Origin of the sequence: Streptomyces sp. NPDC057302 (genome assembly GCF_042667685.1) — a bacterium.
GTDB lineage: Bacteria > Actinomycetota > Actinomycetes > Streptomycetales > Streptomycetaceae > Streptomyces.
Map to the genome: position 1 here is coordinate 1 of NZ_JBHUZJ010000055.1, position 17,144 is coordinate 17,144.

Consider the following 17,144-nt stretch of genomic DNA (forward strand, 5'->3'; position numbering starts at 1 on the left):
CCCGCCCACCCGTTTGCCCGGCGGTGCAGGGTGGGCGAAGGGACCGACGCTACGGGGCAATCGGGTGGGTGGGCGGGAAAGATCCGCCGCGAAGCGGCGGCTCAGGGCGCGGGTGCCCACCTAGGCGCCGCTGGCCGCGCGTGCCCCCGCAGCCGCGGTACAGGCCGGCCCCCCCCCGGAGGCGGCGGCTCAGGACGCGTGTTGCGGCGGGGAGGGGATCAAGTGCCGGTCACCCCCCGGCGGAGCGGTACCTCACCACCGGGCCGGTGGCGGTGAGGTCAGGTGGTCGGCCAGGCGGGAGAGGCGGTCGCGCAGGCGGGCGCGGCCCCGTGCCGCCGGGAGTGAGTTCTCGCCCGCCGCCGCGCTCACCAGGTGCTGGACCATGTCCAGGTCGAGCTCGGGAGACTCCGGCACGGCCAGCGCCTCGTGCGCCATGGCCCGCAGATCACCGTGCCCCGAACCCAGGGCAAGCACCGTCGCCCCCGCCGCGCGAGCGTCCCGCACCCGCTCCAGCAGACCCGCCCCCGGCGCCGCCGCGGGCGTGTCCGGGGCCACCACGAGCAGCGTCTCGCCGCGCCGCGCCGCCTCGATCCTGCCGAGCCCGGTCGACAGATGCGCGGGGTCTCCCTCCCGCACCCGGTGGCGTACGAGTGTCGGCGTCAGTTCGGGGGTCCCGGACCACGCGGCCTCGTCCACGAGGTGCGCGGCCAGATGCCACGGCTCGTACTCCTCCGTGCCCACCAGGAGGAGCCCGCCGCCGTGGGGCACGACGGAGGACCGCAGCGTCCCCGCGAAGCGGCGCGTGGCGCCCACCCACTGGGTTCCGGCGAGCACTTCGCGAAGGAGCGCGACCCGTACGGCGTCCATGGGGTCGCATCCTGCCTCAACAAGTGAGTCGTCAGGCGGAGTTCACCGGGAATTCGCCCGGGGTGGGGACGGACCGGGGATGGCTGATGAGACAACTGTTCCCTTCCGCGCCGGACGCGAGGGCTACGCGAGCTTCCGGATCCCCGCCGCCGTGCGCACCGACTCCGGCTCCCTGCTGGCCTTCTGCGAGGGGCGGGTCGGCTCGCAGGAGGACTTCGGCAACATCGACGTGGTCCTGAAGCGGTCCAGCGACGGCGGCCGCACCTGGGGGCCGCTCCAGGTAGTCGCCCAGAACGGCGCCAACCTCGCGGGCAACCCCGCCCCCGTCGTCCTCCACACCGGCCGCATCCTCCTCGTCCAGGTCCGCAACGCCGCCGCGGCGACCGAGGACGCCATCCGCCGCGGCAAGGTCTCCGCGGCGAACGGGCGCCGGATCTGGGTCCAGCACAGCGACGACGACGGCCTGACGTGGTCGGCGCCCCGCGAGATCACCGGGCAGGTGAAGAAGGCGAACTGGCGGTGGTACGCCACCACACCCGGCCACGCCCTGCAGACGGGCACCGGCCGCGTCGTCGTGCCCGCCAACCACTCCCTGCCGCCCACCGGCACGGACAACGGCACCGAGGGCAAGTACAACGGCGGCCACTGCCTGCTCAGCGACGACCTCGGCCAGACCTGGCGGATCGGCTACGTCGACGACAACACCGACGGCTATGTGAACGTGAACGAGACCACCGCGGCCGAACTCCCCGACGGGCGGCTCTACTTCAACACCCGCAACGACTCCCCGTCCCCCGGCACCCGCGCCGACGCCCACTCCGGCGACGGCGGCCAGAGCCTGCTCAAGCCCTTCCGGCCGCAGGCCGGGCTCGTCGGCCCGGTCGTCGAATGCAGCGTGCTCCAGCTGCGCACGCCGGACGTGCTGCTGTTCTCCGGGCCCGCCGACCCCGCCTTCCGCGCCCTGATGACCGTGCGCCGCAGCCACGACGGCGGCACCACGTGGCAGCACGCGTACACGGTGGACGGACTGCCCGCCGCGTACTCCGATCTCGTACGCGTCGACGACGAGACCGTCGGACTCCTCTACGAGACGGGAGACTTCGGCGCGTACGAGACGATCACGTTCCGGCGGATTCCGGTGGAGGCGCTGGCCTGACGGAAGTGGCGGCCGGGCGGTGAGTAAGGTCGGCCGCATGACCTCTAACGACAGTGTGCAGAAGGCTCCGGCCAAGGATCCCTGGGAGCTGCCCGACGTCTCCGGGCTCGTCGTCGGCGTACTCGGCGGCACCGGTGACCAGGGCCGCGGCCTCGCCTACCGCCTGGCCCGCGCGGGCCAGAAGGTGATCATCGGCTCGCGCGCGGCCGAGCGGGCGCAGAGCGCCGCCGACGAGCTCGGCCTGGGTGTCGAGGGCGCCGAGAACGCGGAGTGCGCGCGGCGCAGCGACATCGTGATCGTCGCCGTGCCGTGGGACGGGCACGGCAAGACCCTGGAGGGGCTGCGCGAGGAGCTGAGCGGCAAGCTCGTCGTCGACTGCGTGAACCCGCTCGGCTTCGACAAGAAGGGTGCCTACGCCCTGAAGCCCGAGGAGGGCAGCGCCGCCGAGCAGGCCGCCGCCCTGCTTCCGGACTCCCGGGTCACGGCCGCCTTCCACCACCTGTCGGCGGTCCTGCTCCAGGACCCGGCCGTCGAGGAGATCGACACCGACGTGATGGTCCTGGGCGAGGTCCGCGCCGACACGGACCTCGTCCAGGCGCTCGCCGCGCGCATCCCCGGCATGCGGGGCGTCTTCGCCGGGCGGCTTCGCAACGCGCACCAGGTCGAGTCCCTGGTGGCCAACCTGATCTCCGTGAACAGGCGCTACAAGGCGCACGCGGGGCTGCGCGTGACCGACGTCTAGGACGTAGCGGGCATGGGGGACACTGGATCCGGACGCCGGTCCGTACGGCGCCGCGCTTGTCGCCGCGTTCGCCGTCCGTACGGTGTCCCGCCGCCTCGAACCGACCCCCGACAGGAGCCGACCCCCATGCCCCGCCTCGCTCTCTACGCCCTCGTGGTCTGCGCCCTCGCCGTCACCGCGGCCGTGGTCTCCTTCGTCCAGGGCTACTGGATCGGCGTCGTCTGGGTGCTCCTCGCCGGGCTCTCCTCGAACATGGCGTGGTACTACCTGCGCCGGGCGAAGGCCCAGCGCGACGCCGGGCGCGCCGCTACCGGCTGAGCGTGCAGTACTGGCTCGGGTCGCCGTCCCAGAAGCGGTAGAAGTCCTGGCCGCAGTACGTCTCCAGGTCGTACACGCCAAGGCCGCGCAGGATCGCGTCGATCGCGTCGAAGAAGGCGCCGTTGACCTCGGGGATCCACAGGATGCCGAAGACGGCGATCAGGCCGAACGGCGCGAACGGCTCCACCTGGCGGCGGATCTTGTGCGAGAGCCAGGGCTCGACGACGCCGTAGCCGTCCAGACCCGGGATGGGCAGCGAGTTCAGGATCGCCGCCGTCAGCTGGAGCATGGCCAGGAACGCGAGCGCGAACCGGAAGGTGTCCGGGACGCCGGAGAGCGCGTCGAGCCAGAAGGGCGCGGTGCACACGATCGCGAACAGCACGTTCGTGAGCGGCCCGGCGGCCGAGATCAGACTGTGCTTCCACTTGCCCTGGATCCGCCCGCGCTCGATGAAGACGGCGCCACCCGGCAGACCGATGCCGCCCATGATCACGAAGAGCACCGGGAGCACGATGCTGAGCAGCGCGTGCGTGTACTTGAGCGGGTTGAGGGTCAGATAGCCCTTCGCGCCGATGGAGATGTCGCCGCTGTGCAGGGCGGTGCGCGCGTGCGCGTACTCGTGCAGGCAGAGCGAGACGATCCAGGCCGCCGTCACGAAGAGGAAGACGGCGATCCCCGGATTGTCGGCGAATCCGGTCCAGGTGGCCCAGCCGGAGACCGCGGTCACGGCGACGATCCCGAGGAAGACGGGACTGATCCGCCGGTCGCTGCGTCGGGTGGGAGCGATGGTCATGGGGCGGGGCTCCTGGAGGTGGCGGGCCGGTTGTCGTACGGGACCGTACCCCGGCGTACGTCGAAAACGTCTCGCACTCGGTGGGGAGTTCCAGGGAGGGTGGGGGCATGGCGCCGGGCTGCGCCATGCCCCGGCGCGCCGGACTCCCGGCCCGTCCCGCGCCCGACCTGTCACCGCCCTTTCCGCCACCAGAGACAATGGACCCGTGCGCTACCGCATTCTCGGCACCACCCAGGCATTCCACGCCGACGGCACGGCCATCGCCGTCGGCGGCTCACGGCTGCGCGCCCTCCTGACGGTCCTCGCGCTGCGCGCGCCCCGGCCCGTCCCCGCCGCCGCCCTCGTCGACGAGGTGTGGGGCGGCGAACCGCCCGCGGACGCGACCGGCGCCCTCCAGGCCCTGGTGGGCCGCCTGCGCCGGGCCATCGGCGCCGAGGCGATCACCTCGACCGACGGCGGCTACCGGCTGTGCGCCGCACCGGACGACATCGACCTGTACCGCTTCGACCGCCTCGCGGGCGAAGGGGCGCACGCCCTCGCGGACGGCGACGCGGCCAAGGCGGCGGCGATCCTGGACGACGCCCTCGCCCTCTGGCAGGGGCCCGCGCTCGCCGACCTCCCGGACCGCACGGCGGAGGCCGCCCGCTGGGAGGCCCGCCGCCTCGAAGCCCGCCGCGCACGGCTCGCGGCGGCCCTCGCTCTTGGCAGGGCCGAACAGGTGCTGCCCGAACTCGCCGCCCTGTGCGACGCCCACCCCCTCGACGAGCCGCTCCAGGCCCTGCGGTTGCGGGCGCTGCGCGGCGCGGGCCGCCCGGCGCAGGCACTGGCCGAGTACGACGGAGTACGCCGCCTCATCGCGGACCGCATCGGCGCTGACCCGGGACCCGAACTCCGCGCCCTGCACGAGGAGTTGCTGCATGACGACACCCCGCAGCCGCCCCGGGCCGCGGCCGGCCCGCCGCGCGGGCCGCAGGGCAACCTGCGCGCCAGGCTCACCTCCTTCGTCGGCCGCGAGGACGACATCGAGGCCATCAGGGACGACCTGACACGGGCCCGCCTCGTCACGCTGCTCGGGCCCGGCGGCGCGGGCAAGACGCGGCTCTCGCAGGAGGCCGCCGAGGCGTACGCGGACGGCGTGCCCGACGGCGTGTGGCTGGCCGAACTGGCGCCGGTCGAGGACCCGGACGCGGTTCCTGAAGCGGTCCTCACCGCGCTCGGCGCCCGCGAGACGGTGCTGCGCGGCGCGGGCGCCGAAGAGCTGCGCGCGGTGTCGGAGTGGCACGGCGACGACCCCGTCGTACGCCTCACCGAGCACTGCGCTTCGCGCCGCATGCTGCTGATCCTCGACAACTGCGAGCACGTCATAGACGCCGCCGCCCACCTCGCGGACCGGCTGCTCGCGCACTGCCCCGGCCTCACCGTCCTGGCCACGAGCCGTGAACCCCTGGGCGTACCGGGGGAGTTGCTGCGTCCCGTGGAGCCGCTGCCGGAGCCGATCGCGCTGCGGCTGCTCGCGGACCGCGGGGCGGCGGCCAGGCCGGACTTCCGCATCGAGGACGACCCGTCGGCGGCGGCCGAGATCTGCCGCCGGCTGGACGGCCTGCCGCTGGGCATCGAACTGGCCGCGGCCCGCCTGCGCATGCTCACCCCCCGGCAGATCGCCGACCGCCTCGACGACCGCTTCCGCCTCCTGACGAACGGCGCCCGCACGGTCCTGCCGCGCCAGCAGACCCTGCGCGCGGTCGTCGACTGGTCCTGGGACCTCCTGGACACCGCCGAGCGCACCGTCCTGCGCCGCCTCTCCGTCTTCGCGGGCGGCTGCGACCTGGCCGCCGCCGAAGCGGTGTGCGGGGAGCCTCAGCCGCTGGACGTCGCCGACGTGCTCGGCTCGCTCGTCGACAAGTCCCTCGTCGTCGCGGCCCCTTCCGCGCAGGGCGGCATGCGCTACCGGCTCCTGGAGACCGTGGGCGAGTACGCGGGGGAGCGGCTGGAGGAGGCCGGTGACCGCGAGGCCGCCGAACGGGCCCACCTGGTGTACTTCCGGGAGCTGGCCCGGCTCACCGAACCCCGGCTGCGGGGCGGCGGCCAGCGCGAGGCCGTCGGCCTGCTCGAAGTCGAGTACGAGAATCTGCGCACCGCCCTGCGGCACGCGGTCGCCGCCCGCCAGGAGCAGGACGCGCTCTGCCTGGTCCTCTCGCTCTCCTGGTTCTGGACGATCCGCGACCTGCGCATCGAGATCCGCAACTGGTCCCGCGACGTCGTGGCCCTTGGACCCGACCCGTTCGCGCGTCCCGTCACCCCGGTGGAACCGCTCTACGAACGCTGCACGGACAACCCGCCGCCGATGCGTCCCGAGGTGCTCCAGGAGGCGCGGCGCGGCGTCCACCTCATCCAGCTGTCCTGCATGGACATGAACCTGGAGGCCTGGCAGACGCCCGAGGCCGTGGAGAAACTCGCGGGCATCCGGGAGGCCTACCGGCCCGGTCTGCCGCAGACCTGCTGGTCGCCGGGGAGCCTGTGGTTCTTCGCGGTGCTGCTCGACGGGGACATCGACCAGCTGCACGTCATCGTGGACGCGACCATCGTGACCTGCCGCGAGCGCGGGTACGACTGGGAGCTCGCCGCGTCCTTGCAGCAGCGCGCCAACATCCTCGCCAACCGCGCCGAGTGGGCCGGCGACGCCCTCCGTGACGCGGACGAGTCTTTGGAAATCTTCCGCAGGCTGGGCGACGTGTGGGGCATGGCGGAGGCGCTCTCCTCGCGCGGCGAGGCCCACGAGCGGCGCGGCCGTTTCGACCTGGCCGCCGATGACTTCGCCGCCGCCATCGGGCACGCGGAGCGGCTCGGCGCACCCGCGCAGGTGAGCGTGCTCACCGCCCGGCTCGGGGCGGTCCTCGCCGAGGGGGGCGAGGAGGCCAGGGGCGAGGAGCTGCTCTGGTCGGTCATGGAGCGCGACGGCATGGGGTCCAGCACCGGCGAGTCGATGCCCGCCGCCCGGTTCTTCCTCGTCGATCTGCTCGGCCGCACCGGCCGCACCGCCGAGGCACGCGAGCAACTCCAGCTGCTGCGGGCCGAGTTCAAGGCCGTCGAGTTCGTCATCTTCGACGGCTTCATGCTGGGCGCGCAGGCCTGGCTCGACACCGTGGACGGCCGTCATGCCGAGGGCCTGGTCGCGGCGCGCGCCGCTCTCGACAAGTCCCTCGACCCGCTGACCAAGATGATGGCGCCGCAGATGACCGCCGTGCACCTCACCGTCGCCGCCCGCGCCCTGGCCGCGCTCGACGGCGGCCGGTACGCCCACGACGCGGCGCGGCTGATCGCGGTCGCGGACCGTGAGCTGCCGCCCGGCCACTTCGCGCCCGCCGCCGAGCGCGAGATCCGCACGGCCGCCGTGGAGACGGCGCGCGGGGCACTGGGTGACATCGCGTACGAAGCGGCGTACGCGGAAGGCGGCGGGCTCTCCGTGGAGGAGGCCGCCGCCCTCTGCGACAGGTACATCGGTTAGCGCGCCCGCACTCAGTTCTTCGTACGGAACTTGTGGATCGCGATCGGTGCCATCGTCAGGGTGAGCAGCGCCGACCAGCCGACCGTCACCCAGATGTCGTGCGCGACCGGGCCGCCCACCATCAGGCCGCGCGCGGAGTCCGCGAGCGCGGACAGCGGGTTGTAGTCGGTGAAGCCCTGCAGCCAGCCCGGCATCGACTGCGTCGGCGCGAAGATCGACGAACCGAACTGGAGCGGCATCAGGACCAGGAAGCCCATCGCCTGCACCGACTGGGCGCTCTTCATCGTGACGCCGAGGACCAGGAAGATCCACATGATGGACGTGCCGAAGAGCGCGGAGAGGCCCAAGGCGCCGAACAGGCCGCCCCAGTTGGTGATGTCGAAGCCCACCAGGACACCGACGATCATCATGATCGTCGTCGCGATGAGCAGACGCATCAGCTCGACCACGATCTTGGCGAAGAGGACCGAGCCCTGGCCGATCGGCAGGGTGCGGAAACGGTCCATGATGCCGTTCTGGAAGTCCTGGTTGAAGCCGGTGCCGACGGCCATGGCGATGTTCATGCTCATCATCGCCATCATGCCCGGGACCACGTACTGCACGTACTGGTCCTGACCGCCGCCGAGGGCCTGGCCGATGGAGCCACCGAACACGTACACGAACAGGAGCGTGAAGACGATCGGCATCAGGACCGCGTCGAACATCGACTCCGGGTCCTGACGGATCCACAGCAGATTGCGGCGGACCAGCGCGCTGGTGTGGCGCACGTGGTCGCGAAGACCTATGCGGGCGTCGGCCTCTCCCTTGTGGAGGGGCGGCGCGAGAGTGGTGCTGCTCATACGGCAACCTCCTCGAGTTCGGGGCGGGCGTCCTGCGGGGCGCTGGCCTTGTGGCCGGTGATGGAGAGGAACACCTCGTCCAGGCTGGGCAGTTCGGTGGTGATCGAGCCGATCGTGATGCCGCGCGCGGTGACCGCGCCGACCACGGCGGTGAGCTGCTCGTCGCTGAGGATCGGCACCAGGACCGTGCCCGACTCGGCGTCCACCGTCGAGGTGGCCAGGCCGGTGAGGCCCATGTCGTCGAGCGCGCTCGCCAGCGGGCCGAGCTCCAGCGCGTCGGCCGGGCGGATGCGCAGGGTGCGTCCGCCGACCTTCGCCTTCAGCTCGTCGATGCCGCCGTTGGCGATGACCTTGCCGCGGTCGATGACGGTCAGCTCGGAGGCGAGCTGCTCGGCCTCCTCCATGTACTGGGTGGTGAGCAGCACGGTGACGCCGTCGCCGACCATGCGCTTGACCTCGGCCCACACCTCGTTGCGGGTGCGGGGGTCGAGGCCGGTGGTCGGCTCGTCCAGGTAGAGGACGGACGGGTTGCCGATCATCGACGCCGCGAGGTCGAGGCGTCGGCGCATGCCGCCGGAGTACGTCTTGGCGGGGCGGCTCGCCGCTTCGGTGAGGGAGAACCTCTCCAGGAGGGCGTCGGCCTTCGACCGGGAATCCTTGCGGGAGAGGTCGAGGAGGCGTCCGATCATGTACAGGTTCTCGCGGCCGGAGAGCTTCTCGTCGACCGCGGCGTACTGACCGGTGAGGCCTATGACCCGGCGGAGCTGGCGGGGCTGCTTCACGACGTCGTAACCGGCGACGAAGGCCGAGCCCGAGTCCGGGGTGACGAGGGTGGAGAGGCAGCGTACGAGGGTGGTCTTGCCGGCGCCGTTGGGACCGAGCACGCCGAGGACCGTGCCCTCGCGTACGTCGAGGTCCACGCCGTCCAGTGCTTTGGTCTCGCCGTAGTGCTTGACCAGTCCCCTCACGGTGACGGCGCTTCCGGCGCTGTCGGGGGTGTTGTCGATTCGCGTCATGCCCAGAAGAGTGCCAGCAGCCACCGACAAAGCACCGACAGAGCGCCTACACCTGGGCGGTGGGGCAAGAAGGCAGCCCGTCGATGGGGGAGTCGACGGGCTGCCGGTGGTGCCGCTGTGGCTCTGGTTGCTCTAGTGGACCGAGTGTTCCGCCGCGGGGAACGAGCCGCCCACGACGTCCTGTGCGAACGCCTTGGCCGCGCCGCCCATCACGGCCCGCAGATCCGCGTACTGCTTCACGAAGCGCGGCATCTTGCCGCCGGTCAGACCCAGCATGTCCGTCCAGACCAGGACCTGCGCGTCGCAGCCCGCGCCCGCGCCGATCCCGACGGTCGGGATGTGCAGGGAGCGGGTGACCTCGGCCGCGAGCTCCGCGGGGACCAGTTCGAGGACCACCGCGAACGCCCCCGCGTCCTGCGCGGCCTTCGCGTCGCTCAGGAGGCGGTGCGCCGCCTCGTCGCCGCGGCCCTGGACGCGGTAGCCCATGGTGTTCACGGACTGCGGCGTGAGGCCGAGGTGGGACATGACGGGGATGCCGGAGGAGACGATCAGCTCGGTCTGGGGGAGCGAGCGTTCGCCGCCCTCCAGCTTCACCGCGCCGACCCCGGCCTCCTTCACCAGGCGGGTCGCCGAGCGAAGGGCCTGGACGGGGCCTTCCTGGTACGACCCGAAGGGCAGATCGCCGACGATCAGGGCACGCGACGTGCCCCGTACGACGGCCGCGGACAGCATGGTCATCTCGTCGAGGGTGACGGGCACGGTCGTCTCGTACCCGAGGTGACAGTTGCCCGCCGAGTCGCCGACCAGCATCACGGGGATGCCGGACTCGTCGAAGACGGACGCGGTCATCGCGTCGTACGCGGTGAGCATGGGCCACTTCTCGCCCCGCTCCTTGGCGGCGGTGATGTCCCGAACGGTGATGCGGCGGGTGCTCTTGCCTCCGTACAGCGCCTTGCTGCTGTCGGTGGACCGGCCCGCCGCGGGCGCGGCGCCCGCAGGCTCGTTCTGGGCAGCCGAAAGTTGCGTCATCGCAACGGCTCCTTCTCTTATCTCGAGGCGCCCTGACGGCGTCCCCGGATCCCCTCCATGGTGGCATCGCGTGCCGCCCGTCGGCTAGTGGACCCTTCGGTAAAGTCTTTACAATACGAGACGGTCTCGTATCGAAATGGTCCTAGGCTGAGAGCCATGACTACTCCCGCCGTCACCACTCCCCGCATACCGGAAGCCGTCCACCGGCGCCGGTGGGCGATCCTCGGCGTCCTGATGCTGAGCCTGCTGATCGTGGTGCTCGACAACTCGATCCTGAACGTCGCCATCAAGACGATCTCGACCCCGGAGCCCACGGGCCTCGGCGCCACCCAGGGCGACCTGGAGTGGGCCATCAACTCCTACACCCTGGTCTTCGCCGGGCTCCTGTTCACCGCGGGCCTGCTCGGCGACCGGCTCGGCCGCAAGCGGATGCTGCTCGTGGGCCTCGCCGTCTTCGGCATCGGCTCCGCGCTCGCCGCCGAGTCGGGCTCGCCCGTCCAGCTCATCCTGTTCCGCGCGGTGATGGGCCTGGGCGCCGCCTTCGTGATGCCCGCCACCCTCGCCGTCCTGATGAACGTCTTCGAGCGCGACGAGCAGCCCAAGGCCATCGGCATCTGGGCGGGTGGCGTCGGCCTCGCCATCGCCATCGGACCCATCACCGGCGGCGTACTCCTCGACCACTTCTGGTGGGGCTCGGTCTTCCTGGTGAACGTGCCGATCGTGATCGTCGCGATCGGCCTGATGATCTGGCTCGTCCCCGAATCGCGCGACCCCAAGCCGGGCCGGATCGACCTGGTGGGCGTGGGCCTGTCCGTCGTCGGCCTCGTCCTGCTCGTCTACGGCATCATCAAGGGCGGCCAGCTCGCCGACTTCACCGACCCCGCGGTCCTCGCGACCATCCTCGCGGGCATCGCCGTACTCGTCGGCTTCGTGCTGTACGAGAAGCGCAGCGACCACCCGTCCATCGACGTCACCTACTTCAAGAACCGCGTCTTCTCGGCGGCGATCAGCTCCCTCGCGCTCGTCTTCTTCGCGCTGATGGGCGTGACGTTCTTCGCGGTCTTCTACACGCAGAGCGTGCGCGGCTACTCGCCGCTGCAGACCGGCCTGCTGATGCTGCCGCTCGCCGCCGCGCAGCTCATCTTCGCGCCGCGCGCCCGCCTCGTCGTCGACCGCTTCGGCGTCCGTGCCGTGTGCGCGGGCGGGCTGCTGCTGCTTTCCGCGATGCTCGCCGCCTTCACGATCCTGGAGGCCGACACGCCGATCTGGATCCTGGAGATCATGTTCTTCCTGATGGGCACCGGAATGGCGCACATCATGACGCCCGCCAGCGTCGTCATCATGCAGGCGCTGCCCCGCGAGAAGGCGGGCTCCGCCTCCGCCCTGAGCAACACCTTCCGGCAGGTCGGCGGCGCCCTGGGCATCGCGGTGCTCGGTTCCGTGCTCTCCGCGGCCTACCGCAGCGGCATCGAGGACAAGCTCACCGTGCTGCCCGCCGACGTACGGCACACCGCGGGCGAGTCCATCGAGGCCACCCTCGGCGTCGCCGCCAAGCTCGGCCCGCGCGGCGAACCCCTGGTGACCGCGGCCCACGACTCCTTCCTGCACGCCATGCACGTCACGGCGCTCTGCGGCGCGGGCGTCGCCCTGATCGGCGTCGTGGTCGTCGCCCTCTTCCTGCCGGGCCGCACGCCGCAGGAGCCGGAGGCGCAGCAGCAGGGGGCCGACCCGGTGGGCGCCGGGCGCTGACGCGATGCCCGTGGCCGACCAGGGACAATCGGCCCATCGGCCTTGCGGAGCGCCGACGACGAGAGACGGAGTTGACGTGGGCCACATCGCCAAAGGCGTCCGGGGGCGCCCCCGCAGCGAGGCCGTGGAGCGGTCGATCGTCGAGGGCGTACTGAAGATGATCGAGGACGGTGTGCCCCTGACCGACCTCTCCATCGAGCGGATCGCCCGCACGGCGGGTGTCGGCAAGGCCACCATCTACCGTCGCTGGAGCGGCAAGGAGGAACTCTTCGTCGAGATCCTGCGCGGCGTGGACGATCCGCAGCCGGAGCTGGCCGGGGAATCGATGCGCGGCGATCTCATCACCTGCCTCGACCACCTGCGCAGACGCGGCGTGAACATGCGCTCGTCCGCGCTCCTGCACAACGTCTTCGCGCAGATGAAGAGCCTGCCCAAGCTGTGGGAGGCGTACCACGCGACCGTCGTCGAACCGCAGCGCCGCGTCCTGCTCGGGGTGCTGCGGCGTGGTGTCGAGAACGGCGAACTGCGGGCGGACCTCGACATCATGCTCGCCAACGACCTCTTCGTCGGACCCATGCTGGCACGCACCGTTCTGCGCTCCGACGCGCCGCTCGACGAGGACCTCGCCGAGCGGATCGTGGACGCCGTGCTCGTGGGGCTGCGGCCCACGGGGTGAATGTGCGCGTTTCGTCACAGCGGCCCGTTGTGCGCGGAGATGCGGAACCCGCCGTGTCGCCCCGCTCGTCCTCGTCCCGTACGGCCGTCGTGGACGGCAGGGAGGACACCCGATCATCGCCTAGGGTTTCAGGGGCGAGGACGGTTGCACGGCACCAGTGAGGCGACGAGCGTATGGCGCAGGCGTATGTGACGGAGACAGGCAGCGGCGGCTCGGAACCCGGTCGCCAGGGGTCTCGGTTCCGGCGCCTGGTCGACGGATGGCGCGGCGACCGGGGCATCTGGCGGCGCGGGCTCGTCACGGCCGGGGTCGCGGTGCTGCTCGCTCTGGTGATGCTCTTCCACGCGCAGATCCCGAACGGCGTCGGCAACCTCGGCAGCCTCATCGAGACGTTCCTGCCCTGGCTGGGCCTTCTCGTCCCGGTGCTGCTGGTCATCGGCTTCGTCCGCAAGTCCGCCACCGCGCTGATCGCGGTGCTGCTGCCAGCGGTCATCTGGGTCAGCTCCTTCGGCGGCCTGATCTCCGACAAGTCCGGCGCCGGCGGCGATCTGACGGTCGCCACCCACAACGTGAACGCGGAGAACGCCGACCCCTCGGGCACCGCCCGTGACGTGGCCGCGTCCGGCGCCGACGTCGTGGCCCTGGAGGAGCTCACGGGCGACGCCGTCCCGACGTACGAGAAGGCGCTGGCCGGCACGTACAAGTACCACTCGGTGCAGGGCACGGTCGGCCTGTGGAGCAAGTATCCGCTGACCGGCACCAAGCCCGTCGACATCAAGCTGGGCTGGACGCGCGCGATGCGGACGACGGTCGCCAGCCCCAAGGGCGAGGTCGCCGTGTACGTCGCCCACCTGCCCTCGGTGCGGGTCAAGCTGGACGCGGGCTTCACCGCCAACCAGCGTGACGCGAGCGCGGACGCGCTGGGCGAGGCGATCGCCGACGAGCCGATCTCCAAGGTCGTGCTGCTCGGCGACCTGAACGGCACGATGAACGACCGCGCCCTGAACGCGGTCACCTCGCAGCTGCGCTCCACGCAGGGAGCGGCGGGCGACGGCTTCGGCTTCAGCTGGCCCGCGTCGTTCCCGATGGCGCGGATCGACCAGATCATGGTGAAGGGCGTCGAGCCGCTGTCGTCGTGGACGCTGCCGGAGACGGGCAGCGACCACCTGCCGATCGCGGCGCGGGTCGAGCTGTAGCGCGTGCCCTGTTGGGCGGGTCCGCCGGTGGGGCCGCCGATTTTTGGTGTGCGCCACATCCGCTCGTAACCTCGTGGGACACCTGACGGAATACTGAGCCCGAGACACTTTGTTCCGTACGTAAACTTACGGAACACCACTCCCTCATGCGCTCCCCCGGAAGGTTCTTCATGCCCCTGGCCCTGCTCGCCCTAGCCGTGGGCGCCTTCGGCATCGGTACGACCGAGTTCGTGATGATGGGCCTGCTGCCCAATGTCGCGGACGACCTGGACATATCCATCCCCAGCGCCGGGCACCTCGTCTCGGCCTACGCCCTGGGCGTCGTCATCGGCGCCCCGCTGCTCGCCGCGGTCACCGCGCGCATGCCGCGCCGCCGGGTCCTCATCGGCCTGATGGTGCTCTTCGTCGCGGGCAACGCGCTGTCGGCGGCGGCCCCCGATTACCACTGGCTGATGGCCGCCCGCTTCCTGAGCGGCCTTCCGCACGGCGCGTTCTTCGGCGTCGGCGCGGTCGTCGCCACCGGTCTGGTGGCTCCCGAGCGCAAGGCGCGCTCGGTCTCGCTGATGTTCCTCGGCCTGACCGTCGCCAACATCGTGGGCGTGCCCGTGGCCACGGCCATGGGGCAGCAGCTCGGCTGGCGCGCGACGTTCCTCGCGGTCAGCGCGATCGGCCTGGCGGCGATCGCCGCGCTGGCCCTCCTCGTCCCCGCCGACCACGGTCACGGCGAGAGCGGCGGCCTGCGCGGGGAGCTGCGGGCGCTCGGCAGCGTTCCGGTGTGGCTCGCGCTCGGTACGACCGTCGCGGGCTTCGGGGCGCTCTTCTCCGCGTACAGCTATGTCACGCCGATGCTCACGGACGCGGCGGGCTACGCCGAATCCAGCGTTACGTTGCTCCTCGCGCTGTTCGGTGTCGGCGCCACGGCGGGCAACCTGCTCGGCGGCCGGCTCGCCGACCACTCCCTGCGGGGCACGCTCTTCGGCGGGCTCACCGCCCTCGTCGTGGTCCTCGCCCTGTTCCCGCTCCTGATGGGGGCGGCGTGGAGCGCGGCGATCGCCGTGACGCTGCTCGGCATGGCGGCGTTCACGACGGGGTCGCCCCTCCAGCTGATGGTCATGGAGAAGGCGTCGGCGGCCCCGTCCCTGGCCTCGTCCGCCAACCAGGCCGCGTTCAACCTCGCCAACGCGGGCGGCGCGTGGGTCGGCGGCCTCGCCCTGGCGGCGGGCTTCGGGGTGACCTCACCTGCGGTGGTGGGCGCGGGTCTTGCCGTGCTCGGCCTCGGGGTGGCCGCGGTGGCCTACCTGGTGGACCTGCGGTCGCCCGCGGTGGGCAGCGAGCGGCTCGTGGCTTCGGGCGAGCCGCTTCGGGAGACGTCGCACGCCGGGTGACCGGGTGCCGGTGACCGGGTGAGTGGGCGCCGGTGACCGGGTGAGCGGGCGCCGCTGACCCGGTGATTGGGCGGCGCAGGACCAGCCCGCCCATCCCCCCCACGGGTCAGCCGGACTCCCGCCAGCGATTGGTGATCGGCAGCCGGCGGTCCTTGCCGAACCCCTTCGCGGAGATCTTCGTGCCCGGTGGATACTGCCGCCGCTTGTACTCGGCGGTGTCCACCATCCGCAGCGTCTTGCCGACGAGCTCCCGGTCGTACCCGGCGGCCACGATCGAGTCCGCGCCCAGGTCCCGGTCGACGTACATCTCCAGGATCGCGTCCAGGACGGGATAGTCCGGCAGCGAGTCCGTGTCCACCTGGTCGGGGCGCAGCTCCGCGCTCGGCGGCTTGGTGATGGAGTTCTCCGGGATCGGCGGCGTCTGGCCACGCTCGACCGCAGCGCGGTTGCGCCACTCGGCGAGCCGGAAGATCAAGGACTTGTAGACGTCCTTGATCGGCCCGTACGCCCCGACGGAGTCGCCGTAGAGCGTCGAATAGCCCACCGCGAGCTCGGACTTGTTGCCCGGGGCGAGGACGATGTGGCCCTCCTGGTTGGAGAGGGCCATCAGCGTCGTGCCGCGCAGCCGCGACTGGAGGTTCTCCTCGGCGACCCCGGACAGACCGAGCGACCCCATGTACGCGTCGAACATCGGGGCGATCGGTACGGTACGGAAGTTCAGCCCCGTACGCCGGGCCAGGTCCTGCGCGTCGCTGATGGAGTGGTCCGATGAGTACCGGGACGGCATCGCGACGCCGTACACGTTCTGTGCGCCGAGCGCGTCGCAGGCGAGCGCGGCGGTGATCGCGGAGTCGATGCCTCCGGAGAGGCCGATCAGGACACTGCTGAATCCGTTCTTCGCCGCGTACGCACGCAGCCCGACGACCAGCGCCGAGTACACCTCTTCGTCGTCGTCGAGCCGCTCGGCGTACCCACCGGTGAGTTCCGGCGCGTAGGCGGCGAGGGGCTCCGGCGAGAGGGTGACGTGCTCGATGCGCAGCCCGTCGTCCACGACGCCCGACGGCGGCTCGGGGGCGGCGGCGGGCAGCTCCAGATCGAGGACCACACATCCCTCGGCGAACTGGGGGGCCCGCGCGATGACTTCGCCGTCCCGGTCCACGACGACCGAGTCGCCGTCGAAGACGATGTCGTCCTGGCCGCCGATCATGGCCAGGTAGGCGGTGGTGCAGCCGGCCTCCTGCGCACGCTTGCGCACCAGCTCCAGGCGTACGTCGTCCTTGTTCTGCTCGTACGGCGACGCGTTGATGGAGAGCAGCAGCCCCGCCCCCGCGGTGCGCGTGGCCGGGACACGGCCGCCGTCCTGCCAGAGGTCCTCGCAGATGGCGAGCGCGACGTCGACGCCGTGCACGCGCACGATCGGCAGGGTCTCGCCCGGCACGAAGTAGCGGAACTCGTCGAAGACGCCGTAGTTCGGCAGATGGTGCTTGGAGTACGTCAGCACCGCCTCGCCGCGGTGCAGCACGGCGGCGGCATCACGCGGGGCGCCCGCGGGCTGCCCGTACTTGGGCTTGGCCTCCTCGGTGCGGTCGAGATACCCGACGACGACCGGCAACTCCCCGTACCCCTCACCGTCCAACCGCACGGCGAGCGCCTTCAGCGCCGCCCGCGAGGCATCGACGAAGGACGACCGCAGGGCCAGATCCTCGACGGGATAACCGGTGAGAGCCATCTCGGGAAACGCGACGAGGTGCGCCCCCTGCTCGGCGGAGTGCCGGGTCCAACGGACGATGGCCTCGACGTTCCCGGCGAGATCGCCGACGGTCGAGTCGATCTGATTCAGTGCGAGGCGTAGTTGAGGCACGGGGCTCAGTGT

14 protein-coding genes are annotated in these 17,144 nt (G+C 71.7%); 8 read left to right on the plus strand and 6 right to left on the minus strand.

Features of this window, described 5'->3' with window-relative positions; translation table 11 throughout:
* Window positions 1-252: 252 nt before the first annotated feature.
* A complete protein-coding gene (locus ACFUPX_RS30145; protein WP_383329585.1) occupies window positions 253-867 on the minus strand; it encodes a hypothetical protein in 615 nt (204 codons plus the stop codon).
* Between the two features lie 79 nt (window positions 868-946).
* On the opposite strand from ACFUPX_RS30145, the gene ACFUPX_RS30150 reads away from it, so the two are divergent.
* From ACFUPX_RS30150 to ACFUPX_RS30160, 3 genes are all read left to right on the plus strand, one after another.
* A complete protein-coding gene (locus ACFUPX_RS30150; protein WP_383329588.1) occupies window positions 947-2,023 on the plus strand; it encodes an exo-alpha-sialidase in 1,077 nt (358 codons plus the stop codon).
* A gap of 37 nt (window positions 2,024-2,060) precedes the next feature.
* Window positions 2,061-2,765: an NADPH-dependent F420 reductase gene (gene npdG, locus ACFUPX_RS30155; RefSeq protein ID WP_383329590.1), complete on the plus strand. Its 705-nt coding sequence runs from the start codon at window positions 2,061-2,063 to the stop codon at window positions 2,763-2,765.
* A 126-nt stretch (window positions 2,766-2,891) separates the two neighbouring features.
* Window positions 2,892-3,083, plus strand: a complete 192-nt coding sequence (locus ACFUPX_RS30160; RefSeq protein ID WP_383329593.1) for a hypothetical protein — start codon at window positions 2,892-2,894, stop codon at window positions 3,081-3,083.
* Here the strand turns inward: ACFUPX_RS30160 and ACFUPX_RS30165 are convergent.
* Entirely contained in the window at window positions 3,073-3,876 is an 804-nt protein-coding gene (locus ACFUPX_RS30165) for a site-2 protease family protein (RefSeq protein ID WP_383329596.1), read from the minus strand. The genes ACFUPX_RS30160 and ACFUPX_RS30165 overlap by 11 nt on opposite strands.
* A gap of 205 nt (window positions 3,877-4,081) precedes the next feature.
* On the opposite strand from ACFUPX_RS30165, the gene ACFUPX_RS30170 reads away from it, so the two are divergent.
* Window positions 4,082-7,381 (plus strand): BTAD domain-containing putative transcriptional regulator, encoded by a 3,300-nt coding sequence (locus ACFUPX_RS30170; protein WP_383329599.1) that lies wholly within the window; start codon window positions 4,082-4,084, stop codon window positions 7,379-7,381.
* Between the two features lie 11 nt (window positions 7,382-7,392).
* Here ACFUPX_RS30170 and ACFUPX_RS30175 read toward each other — a convergent pair whose 3' ends face one another.
* The 3 genes from ACFUPX_RS30175 to panB form a co-directional block, all read right to left on the minus strand.
* Window positions 7,393-8,220 carry an ABC transporter permease gene (locus ACFUPX_RS30175; protein ID WP_383329602.1) on the minus strand — a complete coding sequence of 276 codons (828 nt, stop codon included), beginning with the start codon at window positions 8,218-8,220 and terminating at the stop codon, window positions 7,393-7,395.
* Entirely contained in the window at window positions 8,217-9,236 is a 1,020-nt protein-coding gene (locus ACFUPX_RS30180) for an ATP-binding cassette domain-containing protein (protein WP_383329605.1), read from the minus strand. The genes ACFUPX_RS30175 and ACFUPX_RS30180 overlap by 4 nt, the downstream gene beginning before the upstream one ends.
* A gap of 132 nt (window positions 9,237-9,368) precedes the next feature.
* Window positions 9,369-10,265 (minus strand): 3-methyl-2-oxobutanoate hydroxymethyltransferase, encoded by an 897-nt coding sequence (gene panB, locus ACFUPX_RS30185; protein WP_383329608.1) that lies wholly within the window; start codon window positions 10,263-10,265, stop codon window positions 9,369-9,371.
* A gap of 156 nt (window positions 10,266-10,421) precedes the next feature.
* Here panB and ACFUPX_RS30190 point away from each other — a divergent pair, with 156 nt between their 5' ends.
* The 4 genes from ACFUPX_RS30190 (at window position 10,422) to ACFUPX_RS30205 (ending at window position 15,271) form a co-directional block, all read left to right on the plus strand.
* Window positions 10,422-12,014 (plus strand): MFS transporter, encoded by a 1,593-nt coding sequence (locus ACFUPX_RS30190; protein ID WP_383329611.1) that lies wholly within the window; start codon window positions 10,422-10,424, stop codon window positions 12,012-12,014.
* 157 nt (window positions 12,015-12,171) lie between these two features.
* The gene (locus ACFUPX_RS30195; protein ID WP_383329712.1) at window positions 12,172-12,690 is read left to right on the plus strand and encodes a TetR/AcrR family transcriptional regulator; all 519 of its coding nucleotides are present in this window, start codon (window positions 12,172-12,174) and stop codon (window positions 12,688-12,690) included.
* A 173-nt stretch (window positions 12,691-12,863) separates the two neighbouring features.
* Window positions 12,864-13,886, plus strand: a complete 1,023-nt coding sequence (locus ACFUPX_RS30200) for an endonuclease/exonuclease/phosphatase family protein (RefSeq protein ID WP_383329614.1) — start codon at window positions 12,864-12,866, stop codon at window positions 13,884-13,886.
* 170 nt (window positions 13,887-14,056) lie between these two features.
* Window positions 14,057-15,271 (plus strand): MFS transporter, encoded by a 1,215-nt coding sequence (locus ACFUPX_RS30205; RefSeq protein ID WP_383329714.1) that lies wholly within the window; start codon window positions 14,057-14,059, stop codon window positions 15,269-15,271.
* Between the two features lie 106 nt (window positions 15,272-15,377).
* On the opposite strand, the gene ACFUPX_RS30210 is transcribed toward ACFUPX_RS30205, so the two are convergent.
* Window positions 15,378-17,132: an NAD+ synthase gene (locus ACFUPX_RS30210; protein ID WP_383329617.1), complete on the minus strand. Its 1,755-nt coding sequence runs from the start codon at window positions 17,130-17,132 to the stop codon at window positions 15,378-15,380.
* Between the last annotated feature and the right edge of the window lie 12 nt (window positions 17,133-17,144).